The organism is Mycolicibacterium neworleansense, from assembly GCF_001245615.1.
In the GTDB taxonomy this organism is placed as follows: Bacteria; Actinomycetota; Actinomycetes; order Mycobacteriales; family Mycobacteriaceae; genus Mycobacterium; species Mycobacterium neworleansense.
The window spans coordinates 179875-201598 of record NZ_CWKH01000001.1; the positions used below are offsets into that span (position 1 = coordinate 179875).

A 21724-nucleotide genomic window follows, 5' to 3' on the forward strand; every position below is an offset into this window, starting at 1 on the left:
CAGGTGTCGTCCTGGCAGACCATCCCTGAGATGGTCTTGAGTGCAGCGGACCGCTTCGGCGATGCCGAGGCTGTCGTCGACGGTCCGCTGCGCCTGTCTTTCGTCGAACTCGGTGAACGCGTCCGCAAGGCCTCGGGTGCGTTCGCCGATTTCGGTGTCGAAAAAGGGGACCGGGTCGCGGTCTGGGCCCCCAATTCGGCCGAGTGGATCATCGCCGCATTCGGGATCATGGCCGCCGGTGGCGTCCTGGTCCCGGTCAACACCCGGTTCAAGGCCGAAGAGGCCGCCGACGTGGTGGAGCGCAGTGGCGCCAAGGCGGTCATGGTCCAAAAGGGTTTCCTCGGACAGGATTTCAGCTTCTCCGAGACTAATCTCGATGTACCGGTCATCGAGCTGAAATCGGACTTCTTGAGCAGCGGGTCGCCGTTCGTCCGGGACGTGGAACCCACCGACGTCTCCGACGTCATCTTCACCTCGGGCACCACCGGCAGGCCCAAGGGCGCGATGATGAACCACCGTCAGACGTTGCGGGCCTACGAGGAGTGGGCCACCCTGGCAGATCTGCGCGAGGGTGACCGCTATCTGATGATCAACCCGTATTTCCACACGTTCGGGTTGAAAGCCGGGTTGGTGGCGTCCTTGCTGCGCGGGGCGACGATGCTGCCAGTCGCGGTGTTCGACATCGACAATGTTGTGGAACTGATTGAGCGCGAGCGCATCACGATGCTGCCGGGCCCGCCCACGCTCTACCACTCATTGCTGGCTGTCGCCGACCGTGACCGGCTGGCGACGCTGCGGGCGGGGGTGACCGGCGCCGCCGACATCCCGGTGGAACTGGTACGGCGCATCCGCGAGGAGTTGCCGTTCCAGACGTTGATGACCGGTTACGGCCTCACCGAGGCGGGCAACGTCACGCTGTCGCGGCCCGGTGACTCGGCCGAGGACGTGGCCACCACTGCCGGCGTGCCGTGCGAGGCCGTCGACGTTCGCATCGCCGACGACGGCGAGGTGCTGGTGCACGGATACAACGTGATGCAGGGCTATCTGGATGACCCGGCCGCCACCGCCGAGGCGATCGACGCCGACGGCTGGCTGCACACCGGGGACCTCGGTGAGCTCACCGAGTCGGGCCGGTTACGGATCGTCGGACGCAAGAAGGACATGTTCATCGTCGGCGGCTTCAACGCCTACCCGGCCGAGATCGAGGGATTCCTGCTCAAACATCCGGCGATCGCGCAGGTTGCTGTCATCGGCGTCGCCGACGATCGGATGGGGCAGGTGGGCAAGGCGTTCGTGGTGCGGCGGGAGGACCCGGGTGCTGAGCCGCTCGCCGCCGAGGAATTGATCGCCTGGAGCCGTGAACGGATGGCCGGCTACAAGGTGCCCCGATATGTCGAGTTTCTCGACGAACTACCGCTCAACGCCACCGGCAAGGTGATGAAGAATCAGCTTGAGGCGCGGGTAACTGCCAGTCCGGGCTAGATGTACGCACAGCGCGTAAACATCATTTCCGCAGCTAAATAGGCATTTAAGTGCCTGCTGCCGATGATGTACTCTCGGGTCACTACCGCAAACTGATAACGTAATTCTCGTTAAGCAGGCTGCTGAACGGACAGGAGGTCGGCATGCCGTCCCGCAAGCCTTCGTCGCCGGTACTCGATACTAGCGAAGATGACGCGTCGTCGAGCGACGCACTGGAGTTGGCCGAACAGGCCGAAGCCGAGGCCGCAGAAGCCGAGGCCGTGGCCGCCGCTGCGCGTGCCAGGGCGCGGGCCATCCGGCTGCGTAACCAGGTTGCCGCCGACAACGACGCCGAAGCGGCCGCCCCCGACGAAGCGGCTGATGCCGGCGAAGACGTCGAAACAGAGGCTGTCGAGGCCGAGCCGCTCGACGAAGCTGCACCGGAAGCCGAAGCGGAGGCCGTCGAGGGGAAGTCCACGCGCCGGTTGCCCCGGGTCCGGGTATCTCGCCTGTTCTGGAAGGTGCTGGCCAGCTGCCTGACGCTCATCGTCATTGCCGGACTGCTCGGGTTCAGCGGTTGGATGATCTGGCAGCACCGGCAGGCCGAGCATCGCCAGCAGCTGGCGGCCGAGTACACCGCCGCCGCCCGCCAGACCGTCGTGACGCTGATGTCCCTGGACTTCAATCATGCCCAGGACGCCGTCAAGAACATCCTCGACAACTCGACTGGCGAGTTCCGCGAGGATTTCGAGGCTCAGTCGAAGGACTTCGTCAAGCTGGCCCAGGACGCGAAGGTGGTGACCGAGGCCAGCGTGACCGGCGCAGCCGTGGACACCATGAGCGACACCGACGCCGTCGTCCTGGTTTCGGTGAACACCAAGGTCACCAACACCACCGGGGCCAACAAGCAACCACGGCCGTGGCGGGTGGCCGTTGACATGGTCCGCGAAGGTGACCAGATCAAGCTGTCGAAAGTCGAGTTCGTGCCGTGACCCTGGATCAGGACATCAAAGAGACCGAGAAATCTGACACCGAGTCGACCGACACCGAGACGTCAGTCGAGAAGACCGACACCGAGACGTCAGTCGAGAAGACCGACACCGAGACGTCAGTCGAGAAGACCGACACCGAGACGGCAGTCGACGAGGCCGGTGATCCCGATGGCGACAGCGACGCGGCCGAGGAGCCGACCGGGTGGCAACAGAAGCTGAAGCGGCTCTGGTTCCCGCTGGCGCTTGTGGTGGCGCTGATTGCCTCGGCCGCTCTGGCCGGATGGCTCTACTTCGCGCAGTTCCGCGTCGACCAGCAGACCGGCCCGGCCGCGTCGGCGACGGTCCTCAAGGCTGCCAACGATGGCACGGTGGCGCTGCTGAGCTACGCCCCGGACAGCCTCGACCGGGATTTCTCCGCCGCCAAGTCACACCTGACCGGAGATTTCCTGTCGTACTACACCCAGTTCACTCAGGAGATCGTCGCCCCAGCCGCCAAGCAGAAGGCGGTCAGGACCTCCGCAGCCGTGGTGCGCTCTGCGGTGTCGGAAATCCACCCCGATTCCGCGGTGGTCCTGGTGTTCGTCAACCAGGCCACGACCAGTTCCGAGAACCCCAACGGGAGTTTCGCGGCCAGCGCGGTCAAGGTCGGGATGAGCAAGATCGACGGCAACTGGCTGATCTCGTCGTTCGACCCGGTGTAGCGGCGATTCCTTCGGGGGAGCGTCAGTCCTGGGCGTGACGCTCGTACTCCCATCGCTCCAGCCAGATCTGTAGATCGTGCACGGCGAGCGCCGTGACCAGTGCGCCCACCACCGCGAGGCTGAACAGCAGAGCATTCATGGCAGGCACCCCGCATTGTCGCTCTGGTGACGGCCCCCGCAGCCGGTGAGGTGCGGTGCGCCCGGAGCCGCGTAGTGCGTTACCTGCCTCGGTGCGGCGTCCTCGGGTGTGGCCAGGACGGACCGCCGGATGGCGCGGTAACGGTCGCGCTCGGCCACGCACCAGGGATCGGGCCAGCCTTCGAGGAGATCTCCGCTGCGCATCAGCCGGTGCAGGACGGGTTGGGCCGGCGCAGGCACCGGTCGCCCTTCGGTCACCGTCCTGGCTTCGTGCAGTGCCAGCGCGTCGTGCCAGTCGACCTTCACCTCGGGAGCCAGGCTGACGTATTGGTGTCGCACCACGAGCAAGGAGTCGGCACCCAGCGGGCGCAACCGCCACAGCGCGGAACGCAGTGAGGAGACCGCCTTCTGCGGCGGGCTGCCCGGCCACAGCAAGTCGCACACCCAGCTGCGGTGCAGCTCGCGGCGCTTCACCGCGGCCAACGCCACCAGCCGGCGACACGAAGGCGGCAGCACCAACGGTTCCATGTCTCGGTATACCGCGAACTCTCCGAGGAGGTTCAGCGTGAATTGCTTGGACACACTCTCATCCTCGAGCGTGGCCGCGCCCCTGACATCAGTAGTGCACTACCTGTATTTGGACCACGTTTCTGCCACCACGCCGCACGCAATCCGCGGTCCGGCGCCGAGATGGGGTGGAATTGCGGTGAAATTTTGCAAGGAAGGGGCATACCAGGGTGAACGAGGACAGACCCAGCCCGGTTCAATCCCACCGGCTGAGCCGGATGACCGGTCGTGACCCGCACGAGCCACACCGGGTGGCGACACCCCTGGAACTGCTGTTCGACCTGACTTTCGTGATCGCGTTCGGGGTGGCGGCCTCGCAATTCGCGCATCTGATGGCCGAAGGCCATGTGTCGGCCGGGCTGGTGGGCTTCGGGTTCGCCGCGTTTGCGATCTGGTGGGCGTGGATGAACTTCACCTGGTTCGCGTCCGCCTACGACACCGATGACTGGATCTACCGGGTCATGACGATGCTGCAGATGGTGGGCGTCATCGTCCTGGCACTCGGCCTGCCCCCGATGTTCGCGTCGGTCGATCACGGCGGCCACGTCGACAACGCCGTTATGGTGGCCGGGTACGTGGTGATGCGGATCGCGTTGGTGGGGCAGTGGTTACGAGCCGCGGCCCAGGATCCGCCGCGTCGGTCGGCGTGCCTGACGTACGCGACCGTGGTCGTGATCGCCCAGATCGGGTGGGCGGTGCAGATCTTCGTCCAGACCTCGGTGACGGTCTTCTTCCTCACCGCACTGGTGCTGGTTGTCGTGGAGATCAGCGGACCGGTCCTGGCCGAACGGCGGATGGGCGGCACCCCGTGGCACGCCCATCACGTCGCCGAGCGCTACGGACTGCTCGCGATCATCGCACTGGGCGAAGGTGTGGTCGGTACGGTCGCTTCGCTGACGGCGGCCGTGGGTGAGCACGGGTGGTCCACCGACGCGATCCTGCTCGTGGCCGCCGGCATCGGGCTGACCTTCGGGATGTGGTGGGTGTACTTTCTGATCCCGGCAGGCGACTTGCTCCATGCTCACCGCACCCTCTCGTTCTGGTACGGATATCTGCACCTGGCGGTGTTCGGGTCGATCGTGGCCACCGGCGCCGGACTGCACGTGGCGGCCTACTACGTCGAGGGTCACTCGCACTTGAGTTCTATCGGCACCGTGCTGGCAGTGGCGATACCGGTGGGCATCTATCTGGTGGCGATGTTCGTCATCTACTCATTCCTGGTGGCCGAGGTCGATCTCTTCCATGCGCTGTTGCTGGTGCTGGCCTCGGCGGCGCTGGTGACCGCAGTGGCCCTGGCCGCACATGGCACGTCGATGGCGATATGCCTGCTGATCGTCACCGCGGCGCCCGTGGCGGTCGTCGTCGGCTTCGAGGCGTTCGGGCACCGGCACGCCGCGGCGATCGTCGACCAGCGCGTGGGCATTCAGCGACCGGGGTGAGCCTCGAAGCCTTCCAACAGCATTCGTTCCTGCTCGGCCGCCAACAAGCGTCGGGTCTTGGTGCGGGTGATCAGGATTCCGATCGTCGCCAGGATCCACACCGCGTACTGCACCGACCAGGCCAGGCGGAACGACGCGAAGGAGTAGCTGTCGGTGCCGGACAAGATCAGGCCCATCGCCTGCATCACCAACAGTGCTGCCAGGAAGCCGCCCATGTTCACCATGCCCTGGGCGGTGCCGAGCGTGTGACTCGGATTGAAGGTGTGGGCGAAGTCGAAGCCGACCATGGAACCGGGACCGCCGACCGAGATGACGACGATGAGCACCACCAACAACCACACCGGCGCCGGACCCGGCAGGGCCAGCACCACGGTCCACACCAGGGCATTACTGGCGATGATCCACAGGACCAGGCGTGACCTGCGGTGCGGATGCCGGCCGGTGAAGATGCCGATCATGATGCCGGCCGAGATGGCGGCCACCACCGACACGGTCAACAGGGTGCCCGCTGCGGTCTCCGAAAGTCCCTGCGCCACCGTCAGATAGGGCACTCCCCACATCAGCGCGAAGACCGTGACCGAGAACTGCGTGCCCATGTGGGTGAAGAATCCGAGCCTGGTGCCGGGCCGCAGCCAGACGGTCTTGATACGGGACAGGGTGGCGTGCAATGAGATCGGCTCGGTTGTCAGGGCCGAACCGTGTGGGGTATTGCGGATCAGCGCCAGCGCCAACACGATCACCACGAGCCCGAACGCGGCGACCGACAGATACGCCGGTGTCCACCCTGACCCGGTGAGGATCGCCAGGAACGGGACAGCCGACAGGACCTGGCCGAGTTGGCCGCAGATCCCGGTCAACTGGGCCACCAGTGGGACACGTGCCGGTTCGAACCAGTACGGCACCAGGCGCAGAACCGAGATGAAGGTCAGTGCGTCGCCCAGCCCGACGACGGCGCGTGCGCCGATGGCCGCGGGAAGGGACTCGCTGAGAGCGAGCACGAGTTGGCCGGCGGTCATCAGCGCGGCCCCGCAGACGATGAGCACGCGGGAACCGAAGCGGTCCAACAACAGTCCGGCGGGAACCTGGGCGGCGGCGTAGACGATCACCTGCAGCACGACGAAGGTGGACAGCACACCCGGGCTTGCGGCAAATCTGTCGGCGGCCTGCAGACCCGAGACGCCGAGGGTGGTGCGGTCGAGTACCGCGATGATGTAGGCGAGTAGTCCGGTGGCCCAAACGATCCAGGGACGCACGCGGGCACCTTTCGTCAAATGTCTTTCTCTCCGCAGACGTACATGCTCTCGCATCCCGGGGTGCCGAAGCGACCGGGCTTCTTTCTCGCGGCTGTGAATTTGGTCTCCGGGCCGGCATTGCGGCGTTTCGCCGAGTTGGCTGAAAATGCATGTCTGCGTCTGTCATGTGACTGGTGATGTGGCATATCCGCTGATAGTCGTGGTACAGATGGGGTGGCGGGATGTTGGATTCATTCAGCTGTAAATTCGCTCGCAGCATTAATCGGAGAGTAGGGTGTCGGCATGAATCGCTGTTCAAACCGACGCGGAGGACGTCGGCTTGGTTGAGTATCGCCTCGAAGACCTGGCGCGTATTTCCGGCGTCAGCGCTCGCAATATCCGCGCTTATCGAGAGCGCGGCCTCCTCGATTCGCCGCGGCGCGTCGGGCGTTCGGCGTACTACAGCGAGCGGCATCTGGCTCAGCTCACGGCGATCAGCCAGCTACTGGCCAAGGGTTTCAACTCGGCGCACATCGCCGAGTTCTTCGCGGCCCTGCGCAACGGCACGGATCTCGCCGACGCGCTGGGAATCCAGGGTGCGGACTTGTACCAGCCGAAGGCGTTGACGCTGAACGTGGATCCCGGTGACGACGACGTCCGGACGCTCGTCGAGTTCGGGTTGGTGCACATCGTCGAGGGTGCCGCCGAGGTGGCCGACCCGGCGCTGGTTGCGATAGTCGCGGGTGCCGAGGATCAGCGCCGCTGTATCCGGATCATGGCGCACCTCGCCCGGTCGACGGATGCGGCGATCGATCAGCTGGCCGGGTCGGCCGTCTCGGCGCTCGCCGGATGCCGGGAGGCCGCTTCCGGTCCGGCCGGGCGCGAGCTGGCCCAGGCGGTGGTGTCGGTGGGGCTGGACCGGGCCCTGCGGGCCCGTTTGGCCACCGCCGACTAGCCCCGCCCAGGGGCGACGTCCACCACCTCCCCGAAGTCCCGGATTTTGTCGGCGAGACTGAAATAGTTACCGGCGAGTAAGATAATCCAGCAAACTTTTTGTGCGGCGGGATGGGATTCGCTAGACAGATTTGGCCCGATTGTCTGCTGGTTCACGCCTGCTTCGGGGCCTCGGATGCGGCAGAAAATTTAGATAACGATTCGATAACAATACTGCCTTGATCTGCGCAGTTGTGGCTACTCGACCGTAACCACCCGCCAACAGGACGTTTGTCCCGAATGACTTTGGCTGCCAGTCGGTGCCGCGTTACGTTACCGGCGGTTACCCATGCGTAGAACTCGCCAGTAACCAATCTGAGCGGAAAACGCCCCTCTGCTCTTATGACACTCTTAGTACGGCGGGAATGTGAGTGACACCGTCCGGAGAGTTCCGGCGGCCTGCATTCCAGCCTGATTCGACGCTGAATCGCCGTTGGCCTGTCGCCCGGGCAGCCACACCGCCCCAGACATGCAGACAGACACCGAGTACCGCACGCGACAGCCACACCGCGACACCATTCACCGCAGAACCACAGCAGCACCGAGGAGATAGCGCCAGTGACGATCTATGAACACGACCGGGTGTCCTCCGGTCGCAACGACGACTCAGGATCCGACGGTCGGCAGGCTGACTCCACCCACGCTCTCGTCGACCGGCTGAGCGCCGGAGAGCCCTACGCCGTGGCCTTCGGCGGCCAGGGCAGCGCCTGGCTGGAGACTCTTGAGGAGTTGGTGTCCTCGGCCGGTATCGAGACCGAACTGGCGACCCTGGCCGGCGAGGCCGAGCTGCTGCTCGAGCCCGTCGCCTCCGAGCTCGTGGTGGTGCGACCCATCGGGTTCGAGCCGCTGCAGTGGGTCCGGGCGCTGGCCGCCGAGGAGCCGGTGCCGTCCGACAAGCAGCTCACCTCGGCCGCCGTGTCGGTGCCGGGCGTGCTGCTCACCCAGATCGCCGCCGTGCGCGCGCTGGCCCGTCAGGGCATGGACCTGGCCGCCACCCCGCCGGTGGCCGTCGCCGGGCATTCCCAGGGCGTGCTGGCTGTCGAGGCTCTCGCCGCCAAGGGCGCCAATGATGTGCAGCTGCTGGCACTGGCGCAGCTGATCGGCGCCGCGGGCACCCTGGTCGCCCGCCGTCGCGGGATCACCGTGCTGGGCGACCGCCCGCCGATGGTGTCGGTGACCAACGCCGAGCCCGAGCGCATCTACGAACTGCTCGAAGAATTCAGCCAGGACGTCCGCACCGTGCTGCCGCCGGTGCTGTCCATCCGCAACGGCCGGCGCTCCGTTGTGATCACCGGCACACCCGAGCAGCTGTCGCGCTTCGAGCTGTACTGCAACCAGATCGCTGAGAAGGAAGAAGCCGAGCGCAAGAGCAAAGTCCGCGGTGGCGCGGTCTTCGCTCCGGTCTTCGACCCGGTGCAGGTCGAGGTCGGTTTCCACACGCCGCGCCTGGCCGACGGCGTCGAGATCGTCGGCCGCTGGGCCGAGGCCGTCGGCATCGACGTCAAGCTCGCCCGCGAGATGACCGAGGCGATCCTCGTCAGCCAGGTGGACTGGGTCGACGAGATCACCGAACTGCACGAGGCCGGAGCACGCTGGATTCTCGATCTGGGCCCCGGTGACATCCTGACCCGCCTGACCGCCCCGGTGGTCCGTGGCCTCGGCATCGGCATCGTGCCCGCCGCCACCCGCGGTGGCCAGCGCAACCTGTTCACCATCGGCGCCGTGCCCGAGGTGGCCCGCCCGTGGTCCAGCTATGCCCCGACCGTGGTCAGCCTGCCTGACGGATCGGTCAAGCTTTCGACCAAGTTCACGCGGCTCACCGGACGCTCGCCGATCCTGCTGGCCGGTATGACGCCCACCACAGTGGACGCCAAGATCGTCGCGGCCGCAGCAAACGCCGGTCACTGGGCCGAACTCGCCGGTGGCGGGCAGGTGACCGAGCCGATCTTCAACGACCGCATCGCCGAGCTGGGAGAGCTGCTGGAGCCCGGCCGGGCCATCCAGTTCAACACGTTGTTCCTCGATCCGTACCTGTGGAAGCTGCAGGTCGGCGGCAAGCGGCTCGTGCAGCGCGCCCGTCAGTCCGGCGCCCCGATCGACGGCGTCGTGGTCAGTGCCGGTATCCCGGACCTGGAAGAGGCCGTCGAGCTGATCGGCGAACTCAATGACCTCGGCATCAGCCACGTGGTCTTCAAGCCGGGCACCGTCGAGCAGATCCGTTCGGTCATCCGGATCGCGGCCGAAGTGCCGACCAAGCCGGTGATCGTCCACATCGAGGGCGGCCGCGCCGGTGGCCACCACTCGTGGGAGGACCTCGACGACCTCCTGTTGGCCACCTACTCCGAACTGCGCAGCCGGTCCAACGTCACCATCTGCGTCGGCGGTGGCATCGGCACTCCCGAGCGGTCCGCCGAGTACCTGTCCGGTCGCTGGTCGGCCACCCACGGCTACCCGCTGATGCCGATCGACGGCATCCTGGTCGGCACCGCGGCCATGGCCGCCCTGGAAGCCACCACCAGCCCGCAGGTCAAGCAGTTGCTGGTGGACACCAAGGGCACCGAGGCATGGGTCGGTGCGGGCAAGGCCTCCGGCGGCATGGCCTCGGGCCGCAGTCAGCTCGGCGCCGACATCCACGAGATCGACAACACCGCATCGCGTTGCGGCCGGTTGCTCGACGAGGTCGCCGGTGACGCCGACGCGGTGGCCGCTCGTCGCGACGAGATCATCGCCGCGATGGCCAACACCGCCAAGCCGTACTTCGGCGATGTCGCCGAGATGACCTACCTGCAGTGGCTGCGCCGCTACATCGAGCTGGCCATCGGCGAGGGCAACAGCACCGCAGACACCAAGCGGGACCACTCGCCGTGGCTGGACATCACCTGGCGTGACCGCTTCGAGCAGATGCTCAAGCGCGCCGAAGCCCGTTTGCACGCACAGGATTTCGGTCCGATCGAGACGCTGTTCGATTCCGCCGGCGACGGCGAGCGGCTGTTGGAGGACCCGAAGGCAGCGCTGACCGCATTGGTCTCGGCCTACCCCGACGCCGCGTCGGTGCAGCTGCACCCGGCCGACGTGCCGTTCTTCGTCGAGCTGTGCAAGACGCTGGGCAAGCCGGTCAACTTCGTCCCGGTGATCGACAAGGACGTGCGCCGCTGGTGGCGCAGCGACTCGCTGTGGCAGGCCCACGATGCGCGCTACGACGCCGATCAGGTGTGCGTCATCCCGGGCACCGCCGCGGTGGCCGGCATCACCCGGGTCGACGAGCCCGTCGGTGAGCTGCTGGACCGTTTCGAGCAGGCCGCCGTCGACGAGGTGCTGGCCGCCGGGGCCCAGCCGCAGGCCGTGCTGTCGCGCCGCCAGGGCCGCGACGATGTCACCGGTCCGCTGGCCGTGCTGCTCGATGCCCCCGACGTGTTGTGGGCCGGTCGCACCTCGGTCAACCCGGTGCACCGGATCGCGCCTGCCGCTGAGTGGTTGGTCCGCGAAGGGTCTGCAAAGCGTTCTGCTTCTCATCCGTCCACCGGGGCCCGGCTCGAGGTCGCCGACGAGCAGCACGTGGTGCTGTCGGTGCCGCTGTCGGGAACCTGGATCGACATCCGGTTCACCCTGACCGACGCCGTCCGTAGCGGTGGCGCACCGGTCGTCGAGGTCGCCGACGCCGCGACCGCGATGCGGTCGGTGCTCGCCATCGCCGCCGGGGTCGACGGTCCTGACGCGTTGCCGCCCGTCGTCGATGGAACCGCCACGGTCACCGTCGGCTGGAACCCCGAGCAGGTGGCCGACCACACCGGTGTCACCGCCACCTTCGGCGCCCCGCTGGCGCCGACGCTCACCGTCGTCCCCGACGCGCTGGTCGGCCGCTGCTGGCCCGCGGTGTTCGCCGCGATCGGCTCCGCCGCCACCGACTCCGGCTTCCCGGTCGTCGAGGGTCTGCTGAGCCTGGTCCACCTGGACCACGCCGCGCATCTCCTGGCCGCTTTGCCGACCGAGCCCGCCGAATTGACCGTCACCGCAACGGCTTCGGCCGCCACCGACACCGAGGTCGGCCGCGTTGTGCCGGTTTCGGTGACCGTGCGTAGCGCCGACGGCACAGAGCTCGCCAAGCTCGAAGAGCGGTTCGCCATCCGTGGCCGCACCGGCGAGGCCGAGCTGACCGACCCGGTTCGGGCCGGCGGTGCGATCTCGGACAACGCCACCGACACCCCGCGTCGTCGCCGTCGCGACGTCACGGTCGGCGCGCCCGTGGACATGCGGCCGTTCGCCGTGGTCTCCGGTGACCACAACCCGATCCACACCGACCGGGCGGCCGCACTGCTTGCCGGTCTGGAATCGCCGATCGTGCACGGCATGTGGCTGTCGGCCGCAGCGCAGCACGTCCTCACCGCCACCGACGGCAAGCCGGTTCCGCCGGCCAAGCTGGTCGGCTGGACCGCCCGCTTCCTGGGCATGGTCAAGCCGGGCGACGAGGTCGACTTCCGTGTCGACCGGGTCGGAATCGATGTCGGTGCAGAGGTTGTCGAGGTTCAGGCCCGCATCGGCTCCGAGCTGGTGATGGCTGCGACGGCCCGGCTTGCCGCACCCAAGACCGTCTACGCGTTCCCCGGCCAGGGCATCCAGTCCAAGGGCATGGGCATGGAGGTCCGGGCCCGGTCCAAGGCCGCCCGCAAGATCTGGGACAAGGCCGACAAGTTCACCCGCGAGACGCTGGGCTTCTCGGTGCTGCACGTGGTCCGTGACAACCCGACGTCGCTGATCGCCTCCGGTGTGCACTACGAGCACCCCGAGGGTGTGCTGTACCTGACGCAGTTCACCCAGGTCGCGATGGCCACGACGGCCGCCGCGCAGGTTGCCGAGATGCGTGAGCAGGGTGCGTTCGTCGAAGGCGCGATCGCCTGCGGTCACTCCGTCGGTGAATACACCGCACTGGCTTGTGTTTCCGGCGTGATCGAGCTCGAAGGTCTGCTGGAGGCGGTGTTCCACCGCGGCTCCAAGATGCACGACATCGTTCCGCGCGACGAGCGGGGCCGGTCCAACTACCGGCTGGCCGCGATCCGCCCGTCGCAGATCGACCTCGCCGACGAGGACGTGGAGAGCTTCGTCGCCGAGATCGCCGAGCGCACAGGTGAATTCCTGCAGATCGTGAACTTCAACCTGCGCGGCTCGCAGTACGCGATCGCCGGTACCGTGCGCGGACTGGAGGCGCTGGAGGAAGAGGTCGAGCGTCGTCGCGAGATCAGTGGCGGCAAGCGGTCGTTCATCCTGGTGCCCGGCATCGACGTGCCGTTCCACTCCAGCGTGCTGCGGGTGGGCGTGGACGACTTCCGGCGCAGCCTGGAACGCGTCCTGCCGCGCGACCGCGACCCGGAGCTGGTGGTCGGCCGCTACATCCCGAACCTGGTGCCCCGGCCGTTCACGCTGGACCGCGACTTCATTCAGGAGATCCGCGATCTGGTGCCGGCCGAACCGCTTGACGAAATCCTCGCCGACTACGACACCTGGCGTAACGAGCGGCCGATCGAGTTGTGCCGCAAGATCGTCATCGAGTTGCTGGCCTGGCAGTTCGCCAGCCCGGTGCGCTGGATCGAGACCCAGGACCTGCTGTTCATCGAGGAAGCCGCCGGCGGACTCGGTGTCGAGCGGTTCGTCGAGATCGGTGTGAAGAACGCGCCGACGGTCGCCGGACTGGCCACCAACACGCTGAAGCTGCCCGAATATGCCCACAGCACGGTCGAGGTGCTCAACGCCGAGCGTGACGCCGCGGTGCTGTTCGCCAGTGACACCGATCCCGAGCCGGAGCCCGAGGCCGAGGAAAGCACGGCACCGGTTTCCGCCGAATCTGAAGCCGCTCCGGCTGCCGAGGCGGCCCCGGCACCGGCAGCCGCCCCGGCTGCCCCGTCGGGTGGACCGCGGCCGGACGACATCACGTTCGATGCAGCCGATGCCACTGTCGGCCTGATCGCGCTGAGCGCCAAGATGCGTATCGATCAGATCGAGGCGCTGGACTCGATCGAGTCCATCACCGACGGTGCCTCCTCGCGTCGTAACCAGCTGCTGGTGGACCTGGGTTCCGAGCTGAACCTGGGCGCCATCGACGGTGCCGCCGAGGCGGATCTGGGCGCGCTCAAGGGACAGGTCAGCAAGCTGGCCCGCACCTACAAGCCGTTCGGTCCGGTGCTCTCGGACGCGATCAACGACCAGCTGCGGACCGTGTTCGGTCCGTCGGGCAAGCGCCCGGGCTACATCGCCGAACGCGTCACCAAGACCTGGGAGCTGGGTCCGGGCTGGGCCAAGCACGTCACCGTGGAGGTGGCGCTGGGCACCCGTGAAGGCAGCAGCGTTCGCGGCGGCGACCTGGGTGGCCTGCACCCCGGCGCGCTGGCGACTGTCGCCGACGTCGACAAGGTCATCGATGCCGCGGTGGCCGCGGTGGGCGCCCGCCGGGGCGTGCCGGTGAGCCTGCCCTCGGCCGGCGGTGCCGGTGGTGGCGGCGTGGTGGATTCGGCCGCGCTGAACGAGTTCGCCGAGAAGGTCACGGGCCCCGACGGTGTGCTGGCCTCGGCCGCGCGCACGATCCTGGGGCAGCTCGGTTTGGACACCCCCGTGGGTGCTCCCGAGGCTGCCACGGATGCCGAGCTGATCGACCTGGTCACCACCGAACTCGGTTCGGACTGGCCGCGCTTGGTGGCTCCGGCATTCGACGCCAAGAAGGCCGTCGTGTTCGACGACCGCTGGGCCAGCGCTCGTGAGGACCTGGTCAAGCTGTGGCTGGCCGAAGAAGGCGACATCGACGCCGAATGGCCGCGTCTCTCGGAGCGGTTCGAGGGCGCCGGACATGTCGTTGCCACGCAGGCCAATTGGTGGCAGGGCAAGGCTCTGGCCGCCGGCCGCACCATCCACGCCTCGCTGTTCGGTCGCATCGCGGCCGGTGCGGAAAACCCGGGAACCGGTCGGTATTCCAACGAGGTCGCCGTGGTGACCGGTGCGTCGAAGGGCTCGATCGCCTCCTCGGTCGTCGGGCAGCTGCTCGACGGCGGCGCCACCGTCATCGCCACCACCTCGCGTCTGGACGACGACCGGTTGGCGTTCTACAAGGAGCTCTACCGCGAGAACGCCCGTTTCGGCGCCACCCTGTGGGTGGTCCCTGCCAACATGGCGTCTTACTCGGACATCGACAAGCTGGTCGAGTGGGTCGGTAGCGAGCAGATCGAAAGCCTTGGGCCGCAATCGATCCACCTCAAGGATGCGCAGACCCCGACGCTGCTGTTCCCGTTCGCCGCACCGCGCGTGGCCGGGGACCTGTCGGAGGCGGGTTCACGCTCCGAGATGGAGATGAAGGTCCTGCTGTGGGCCGTGCAGCGGCTCATCGGCGGGCTGTCGACGATCGGTGCCGAGCGTGACATCGCCTCGCGTCTGCACGTGGTGCTGCCGGGCTCGCCCAACCGCGGCATGTTCGGTGGCGACGGTGCCTACGGCGAATCCAAGTCCGCGCTCGACGCGCTGGTGAACCGGTGGAGCGCCGAATCATCGTGGGCCGAGCGGGTCAGCCTGGCGCACGCGCTGATCGGCTGGACCAAGGGGACCGGGCTGATGGGTCACAACGACGCCATCGTCAGCGCGGTCGAGGAGGCCGGTGTCACCACGTACAGCACCGCGGAGATGGCAGCCATGCTGCTGAACCTGTGCACGGTGGAGTCCAAGGTCGCCGCGGCCAACGCGCCGATCAAGGCGGACCTGACCGGTGGTCTCGGTGACATCAAGATCGACATGGCCGAACTGGCTGCCAAGGCCCGTGAGGACATGGCAAGCGCCGCAGCCGAATCCGAGGACGATGAGGACGAGGGTGCTATTTCGGCACTGCCGTCCCCGCCGCGCGGTCACAACCCGGCGCCGGCGCCGGAGTGGGACGACCTGGACGTCGACCCGGCCGACCTGGTGGTCATCGTCGGTGGTGCCGAGCTCGGGCCCTACGGCTCGTCGCGCACCCGCTTCGAGATGGAGGTCTCCGGCGAGCTGTCGGCGGCCGGTGTGCTGGAGCTGGCCTGGACGACCGGCCTGGTCAAGTGGGAAGACGATCCCAAGGCAGGCTGGTACGACACCACGACCGGTGAGCTGGTTCCCGAATCCGAGATCGTGGAGCGTTACCACGACGCCGTGGTGGAACGTTGCGGCATCCGCGAGTTCGTGGACGACGGTGCGATCGATCCCGATCACGCCTCGCCGCTGCTGGTCAGCGTGTTCCTGGATAAGGACTTCAGCTTCGTGGTGTCCAGCGAGGCCGACGCCCGGGCGTTCGTGTCCTTCGATCCTGAGCACACGGTGGCCCGGCCGGTGCCGGACTCCAGCGACTGGCAGGTGATCCGCAAGGCGGGCACCGAGATTCGGGTGCCGCGTAAGACCAAGCTGTCCCGGACCGTCGGCGCGCAGATCCCAACCGGGTTCGACCCGACGGTGTGGGGCATCACCCCGGACATGGCCAACTCGATCGACCGGGTTGCGCTGTGGAACATCGTGGCGACCGTCGATGCGTTCCTGTCCTCGGGCTTCACCCCGACCGAGCTGATGCGCTGGGTGCATCCGAGCCTGGTGGCCTCCACGCAGGGCACCGGCATGGGCGGCATGACCTCGATGCAGACCATGTACCACGGCAACCTGCTGGGCCGGGCCAAGCCGAACGACATCCTGCAGGAGGTGCTGCCGAACGTCGTTGCGGCACATGTCATGCAGAGCTACGTCGGCGGCTATGGCGCGATGGTCCACCCGGTCGGCGCCTGCGCCACCGCGGCCGTCTCGGTCGAGGAGGGTGTGGACAAGATCCGCCTCGGCAAGGCCGACCTGGTGATCGCCGGCGGATTCGACGACCTGACCCTGGAAGCGATCATCGGCTTCGGTGACATGGCGGCCACCGCCGACACCGAGATGATGCGCGCCAAGGGCATCAGCGACTCGAAGTTCTCCCGCGCCAACGACCGTCGTCGCCTGGGCTTCCTGGAAGCCCAGGGCGGTGGCACGATCCTGCTGGCCCGCGGCGACCTCGCCGCCAAGATGGGCTTGCCGGTGCTGGCCGTCGTCGGTTACGCGCAGAGCTTCGCCGACGGTGTGCACACCTCGATCCCGGCTCCGGGCCTTGGCGCCCTGGGCGCCGGGCGTGGCGGCAAGGATTCGCAGCTGGCCCGCTCGCTGGCCAAGCTGGGGGTGGGTGCCGACGACATCGCGGTGATCTCCAAGCACGACACCTCGACGCTGGCCAACGATCCCAACGAGACCGAGCTGCACGAGCGGCTGGCCGACTCGATGGGACGCTCGGCCGGTGCCCCGATGTTCATCGTCAGCCAGAAGACGCTGACCGGGCACGCCAAGGGCGGCGCGGCCGTGTTCCAGATGATGGGTCTGTGCCAGATCCTGCGCGACGGCGTCATCCCGCCGAACCGCAGCCTGGACTGCGTCGACGACGAGCTGGCCACCTCCGGCCACTTCGTCTGGGTGCGCGAAACCCTCGACCTGCGCGGCAAGTTCCCGCTCAAGGCCGGTCTGGTCACCAGCCTCGGGTTCGGTCACGTGTCCGGCCTGGTTGCCCTGGTGCACCCGGAGGCGTTCATCGCGTCGCTGGATCCGGCCGAGCGCGACGACTACCGCAAGCGGGCCGAGCAGCGCACGCTGGCCGGTCAGCGCCGGTTGGCAGGGGCGATCGCCGGTGGGCGGTCGATGTACGAGAAGCCTGCCGATCGCCGGTTCGACCACGACGTGCCGGAGAAGCGTCAGGAAGCGGCGATGTTGCTGAACGCCGACGCCCGCCTCGGTGAGGACGATCTGTATGTGCGGTGAGTGGGTGCACGGAGAGGTGAGCTAGGTTCGCTTCCATGGCGATTGTGGGAGTAGGCATCGATCTGGTTTCCATACCTGATTTCGCTGAGCAGGTGGACCGGCCGGGAACCGTATTCGCCGAGACGTTCACGCCAGGTGAGCGCCGGGACGCCGCGGACAAGAGTTCGTCGGCGGCCCGGCACCTGGCGGCCCGGTGGGCGGCCAAGGAGGCCGTGATCAAGGCGTGGTCGAGCTCACGGTTCTCCAAGCGCCCGGCCCTGCCGGAGGGGATCCACCGCGACATCGAGGTGGTCACCGACATGTGGGGCCGGCCCAAGGTGCGGCTGTCCGGTGAGATCGCCAAGCACCTTGAGACCGTGACCATTCACGTCTCGCTCACGCACGAGGCGGACACCGCCGCCGCGGTGGCGATCATCGAGGAGCCCTAACTCCCTGGCACCGCGAGCGTGCGTGTCTGCCGCCCGACACGCCGCACTCGGGCAGCATTCGTGCACGCTCGCGACATTTGGCTGTGCGGCTAATGTCGTCACCATGAGTGATGTCGTGGCGCGGGTGCAGCAGGTGTTGCCGTCGGTCCGGTCCGATCTGGAGGATCTGGTCCGCATCCAGTCGGTATGGGCCGACCCGGCCCGGCGCGATGAAGTGCACCGCAGCGCCGAGGCAGTCGCAAAGCTGTTGTCGGAAGCCGGTTTCCCCGAGGTCCGGATCGTCAGCGAGGGCGGCGCCCCGGCCGTCATCGCGCATTACCCGCCGCCCGCGGGCGCACCGACGGTGCTGCTGTACGCCCATCACGACGTGCAACCGGAAGGCGATCCGGCCCAGTGGAACTCCGCGCCGTTCGAACCCACCGAGCGTGACGGCCGGCTCTACGGCCGTGGTACCGCCGACGACAAAGCCGGTATCGCAACACATCTGGCCGCGGTACGAGCCTTCGACGGCAAACCTCCGGTCGGCGTGACGGTATTCGTCGAGGGCGAGGAGGAGTCCGGCTCGCCGTCACTGGGGGCACTGCTGGCTGCCCACAAAGATGCCCTGGCCGCCGATGTCATCGTCATCGCCGACTCCGACAACTGGAGCACCGAGACCCCGGCCCTGACCGTGACGCTGCGCGGCCTGGCCGACTGTGCAGTGGAGGTGGCCACCCTGGATCACGGCCTGCATTCGGGCCTGTGGGGTGGCGTGGTCCCCGACGCGTTGAGCGTGTTGGTGCGACTGCTGGCCAGCCTGCACGACGACGAGGGCAACGTCGCCGTCGCCGGCCTCCACGAAGCCACCGCCGCTGACGTGGACCGTGGTCCCGACTGGGTCCGGGAAGAGTCCGGGCTGCTGGACGGGGTCTCCGAAATCGGTTCCGGCTCAGTGGTGCAACGTATGTGGGCCAAGCCGGCCATCACCGTCATCGGCATCGACACGACTCCGATCGACAAGTCGTCGAACACCTTGATCCCACGCGCCCGCGCCAAGATCAGCATGCGGGTCGCGCCCGGTGGTGATGCCCACGCACATCTGGCGGCGTTGACTCGCCACCTGGAGGCCAACGCCCCGTGGGGAGCCCAGGTCACCGTCACTCCGGGCGACGTCGGCCAGCCCTACGCCATCGATGCCTCGGGGGCGGTGTACGACGCGGCCCGTTCGGCGTTCCGCACCGCCTGGGGCACCGATCCGGTGGACATGGGGATGGGCGGATCGATCCCGTTCATCGCCGAATTCGCCGAAGCGTTTCCGGCAGCGACGATTCTGGTGACCGGAGTCGAGGATCCAGCCACCCAGGCACACAGCGTGAATGAAAGCCTGCACCTGGGCGTGCTGCACAAGGCGGCGACGGCCGAGGCGCTCCTGCTCGAAGCGCTGGCCCGCCAGAAGATATGACCGGCAGCGTCGGCTGGTTCGTCGTCGGCCTGATCGCACTCGCGATCGGGGCCGAGGTGATGGTCCGGGGCGGCGCGCAACTGGCGGCACGACTGGGCATCAGCCCGATCCTGATCGGCCTGACCGTCGTGTCGATCGGCACCAGCCTTCCCGAGCTCGCCGTCGGTGTCACCGCGGCCACCGAGGGCAGCGGTGAGCTGGCCGTCGGCAACATCGCCGGCACCAACGTGGTCAACATCCTGTTCATTCTCGGGCTGAGCGCACTGATCCGTCCGCTGGCGATCGAGCAGCGGACATTGCGGTTCGACCTGCCGGTGATGGCGGGGGCGGCGGTGCTGCTGTGGGTGCTGGCGCTCAACGGGGTGCTGTCGCGGGTCGACGGGGTAATCCTGGTCTGCGGCGCCATCGTCTACACCCTCGTGCTGATCCGCATGTCGCACCGTGAGAGCCGGGCGGTGAAGGCCGAGTACATCCAGGCATATGCGGAGGGGCCGGCCAAGGAGCCGAAACATGTTGGGGAGAGCGTATTTCGGCACATCGCGATGACGGTGACCGGCATCGTCGTGGTGATCGTCGGTGCCGAGTGGCTGGTCGACGGGGCGGTCGGAATCGCACGAGGGTTCGGGGTATCGGATGCGCTGATCGGCCTGACCATCGTGGCGATCGGAACCTCGGCACCCGAGTTGGTGACGACGATCGTCTCCACGGTGCGCGGTGAGCGCGACATCGCAGTCGGCAACCTGCTCGGCAGCAGCGTCTACAACATCCTGCTGATCCTGGGCATCACGTGTCTGGTGCCGGCCGACGGCCTGGCCCTCTCACACAACCTGGTGTGGATCGACATCCCGCTGATGGTCGTCGCCGGCCTGGTCTGCATCCCGGTCTTCATCACGGGCCGACGTGTGCACCGCGCCGAAGGGGCCGCGATGGTCGCGGCCTACCTCGGCTACCTGACTTTTCTGTTGACCACCCAGCCTTGAGCGGGCGCGGTCAGACCGACAGGTCGCGGCGGAGCTTGGCGACGTGGCCGGTGGCCCGCACGTTGTACTGCGCGACGGCGATCTTGCCCTTTTCGTCGACGAGGAACGTCGACCGGATGACGCCCTGAACGGTCTTGCCGTACATGGTCTTTTCACCGAAGGCGCCCCAGGCCGTCAGCACGTCGCGGCTCGGGTCGGACAGCAACGGGAAGGTCAGCCCTTCCTTGTCGCGGAACTTGGCGAGTTTCTCCGGCTTGTCGGGGGAGATGCCGATGACGTCGAGTCCGGCGTCGTTGAGTTCGGTGAGGCTGTCCCGGAAATCACATGCCTGCTTGGTGCATCCCGGCGTCGAGGCTGCCGGGTAGAAGTAGACGATGACCTTGCGGCCTTTGTAGTCGGAGAGCTTGACGACGTTGCCGTCGGCGTCGGGCAGGCTGAAAGCCGGGGCGGTGTCTCCCACCTCGAGGCGCGGGGTTGGCGGCATGCGCGGGTATCCCTTCTTGTCGACCGGTTCCGTCGTCACGGAGCCGGCTGATCTAGGGTAGTGCGGCAGGGCAGCACGACATGGAGTGGCTTGGAGGAGCAAACAGTGGCGAACCGGGACCCGGAGAGCATCAAGCGGGACATCGATCACGCTCGCGATCAACTGGCGTTGACTGTCGACTCCCTGGCCGAGCGGGCCAACCCCCAGCGGCTGGCCGACGATTTCAAGTCAGCGGTGATCGGCTTCATCAAGAAGCCTGCCGTGACTGCGTCATTGGCCGGTGCCGGCGTGCTCGTGGTCTTCGTGGTCGTCCGGCGGATCAAGCGGCACTGACCGGTCCGCGGGGCGTATTTTGCCCTGACGCGCTGCTCAGCGGCTCAGACGCGACGCGCCGCTCAGCGGCGGCGAAACAGCAGCCAGTCCGCCAACGAGAAACTCGGGGGGTTGGCGATGCGGCCCAGTCGGTTGCAGCTATACACCATGACGGGCTGATTCGTAGCAACAAATGCCGAGGTTGATGCAGCTGTGGGGTCGACGCCACCTGCGGTAGCCATCAGCTAACACCTCTTATCTTGGCTCAAGCGCCACGCGGACCGAAACGAAATCAACCAGCTAACTCGAGATTAACACGGTTTCCTGCACCTGACCAGCGAAAGTGTCGATTTCGAATACTGGACAGTAACTTACGTAACCGTCAACATTTGGTCCGCTGGGCAACCGGTCATGTTACGACCCAGTTACCAGCACATTATCGACGTGCGTCAATCGCGGTTTTTCCGCCGCGCTCATCCCCGCGCACCGCAAAGTCGAGCGGCCGCTCCGGCCGCGGTCGACGGGCTCCTTGCGGTGCGACCGAAGGCTCGGGGAAGCTTCCTGAATGTTTGCTGTGGCAATGACGCCGAGGGGAGTGCAGTTGGCCTTTGCGTCGCGCTGTGGTGGGGAAAACGATTGGCAAACCTGGGTCGGTTTGGTAGCCCGCAGTGCTCAGCGCAACTCGCCGACGAATCCTCGCCGCAGCTGAAAACCCCTGCATTGCAGGGCTGGAA

General features: G+C 67.1%; 13 protein-coding genes. 10 read left to right on the top strand and 3 right to left on the bottom strand.

All coding sequences use genetic code 11. The features are described from left to right. Positions 1-3 precede the first annotated feature (3 nt). The 3 genes from BN2156_RS00895 (at position 4) to BN2156_RS00905 (ending at position 3154) form a co-directional block, all read left to right on the top strand. Positions 4-1482 (top strand): FadD3 family acyl-CoA ligase, encoded by a 1479-nt coding sequence (locus BN2156_RS00895; protein WP_090509243.1) that lies wholly within the window; start codon positions 4-6, stop codon positions 1480-1482. Positions 1483-1625: 143 nt separating this feature from the next. Next, on the top strand, positions 1626-2453 hold the full coding sequence (locus tag BN2156_RS00900) for an Rv1363c family protein (protein WP_090509246.1): 828 nt from the start codon (positions 1626-1628) through the stop codon (positions 2451-2453). 14 nt (positions 2454-2467) lie between these two features. After that, positions 2468-3154, top strand: a complete 687-nt coding sequence (locus BN2156_RS00905; protein ID WP_090515295.1) for a twin-arginine translocation pathway signal — start codon at positions 2468-2470, stop codon at positions 3152-3154. Between the two features lie 135 nt (positions 3155-3289). Here BN2156_RS00905 and BN2156_RS00915 read toward each other — a convergent pair whose 3' ends face one another. Then, complete coding sequence (locus BN2156_RS00915; RefSeq protein ID WP_090509250.1) at positions 3290-3874, bottom strand: AfsR/SARP family transcriptional regulator; 585 nt, start codon at positions 3872-3874, stop codon at positions 3290-3292. A gap of 203 nt (positions 3875-4077) precedes the next feature. On the opposite strand from BN2156_RS00915, the gene BN2156_RS00920 reads away from it, so the two are divergent. Beyond that, the gene (locus BN2156_RS00920) at positions 4078-5298 is read left to right on the top strand and encodes a low temperature requirement protein A (RefSeq protein ID WP_090509251.1); all 1221 of its coding nucleotides are present in this window, start codon (positions 4078-4080) and stop codon (positions 5296-5298) included. Here BN2156_RS00920 and BN2156_RS00925 read toward each other — a convergent pair. Beyond that, complete coding sequence (locus BN2156_RS00925) at positions 5283-6551, bottom strand: MFS transporter (protein ID WP_162490702.1); 1269 nt, start codon at positions 6549-6551, stop codon at positions 5283-5285. The two genes, BN2156_RS00920 and BN2156_RS00925, sit on opposite strands and share 16 nt — an antisense overlap. A gap of 319 nt (positions 6552-6870) precedes the next feature. On the opposite strand from BN2156_RS00925, the gene BN2156_RS00930 reads away from it, so the two are divergent. The 5 genes from BN2156_RS00930 (at position 6871) to BN2156_RS00950 (ending at position 20194) form a co-directional block, all read left to right on the top strand. Next, positions 6871-7485 carry a MerR family transcriptional regulator gene (locus BN2156_RS00930; RefSeq protein ID WP_090509255.1) on the top strand — a complete coding sequence of 205 codons (615 nt, stop codon included), beginning with the start codon at positions 6871-6873 and terminating at the stop codon, positions 7483-7485. 596 nt (positions 7486-8081) lie between these two features. Continuing rightward, positions 8082-17345 carry a type I polyketide synthase gene (locus tag BN2156_RS00935; RefSeq protein WP_090509259.1) on the top strand — a complete coding sequence of 3088 codons (9264 nt, stop codon included), beginning with the start codon at positions 8082-8084 and terminating at the stop codon, positions 17343-17345. A gap of 35 nt (positions 17346-17380) precedes the next feature. Next, positions 17381-17773: a holo-ACP synthase AcpS gene (acpS, locus tag BN2156_RS00940; RefSeq protein WP_090432005.1), complete on the top strand. Its 393-nt coding sequence runs from the start codon at positions 17381-17383 to the stop codon at positions 17771-17773. A gap of 103 nt (positions 17774-17876) precedes the next feature. After that, a complete protein-coding gene (locus BN2156_RS00945) occupies positions 17877-19214 on the top strand; it encodes a dipeptidase (RefSeq protein ID WP_090509261.1) in 1338 nt (445 codons plus the stop codon). Continuing rightward, positions 19211-20194, top strand: a complete 984-nt coding sequence (locus tag BN2156_RS00950) for a calcium/sodium antiporter (RefSeq protein WP_090509263.1) — start codon at positions 19211-19213, stop codon at positions 20192-20194. Before BN2156_RS00945 ends, BN2156_RS00950 begins: the two co-directional genes overlap by 4 nt. Before the next feature lie 10 nt (positions 20195-20204). On the opposite strand, the gene bcp is transcribed toward BN2156_RS00950, so the two are convergent. After that, a complete protein-coding gene (bcp, locus tag BN2156_RS00955; protein WP_090515297.1) occupies positions 20205-20678 on the bottom strand; it encodes a thioredoxin-dependent thiol peroxidase in 474 nt (157 codons plus the stop codon). 105 nt (positions 20679-20783) lie between these two features. Here bcp and BN2156_RS00960 point away from each other — a divergent pair, with 105 nt between their 5' ends. Further along, positions 20784-21011 carry a DUF3618 domain-containing protein gene (locus tag BN2156_RS00960; RefSeq protein WP_090509265.1) on the top strand — a complete coding sequence of 76 codons (228 nt, stop codon included), beginning with the start codon at positions 20784-20786 and terminating at the stop codon, positions 21009-21011. Positions 21012-21724 lie beyond the last annotated feature (713 nt).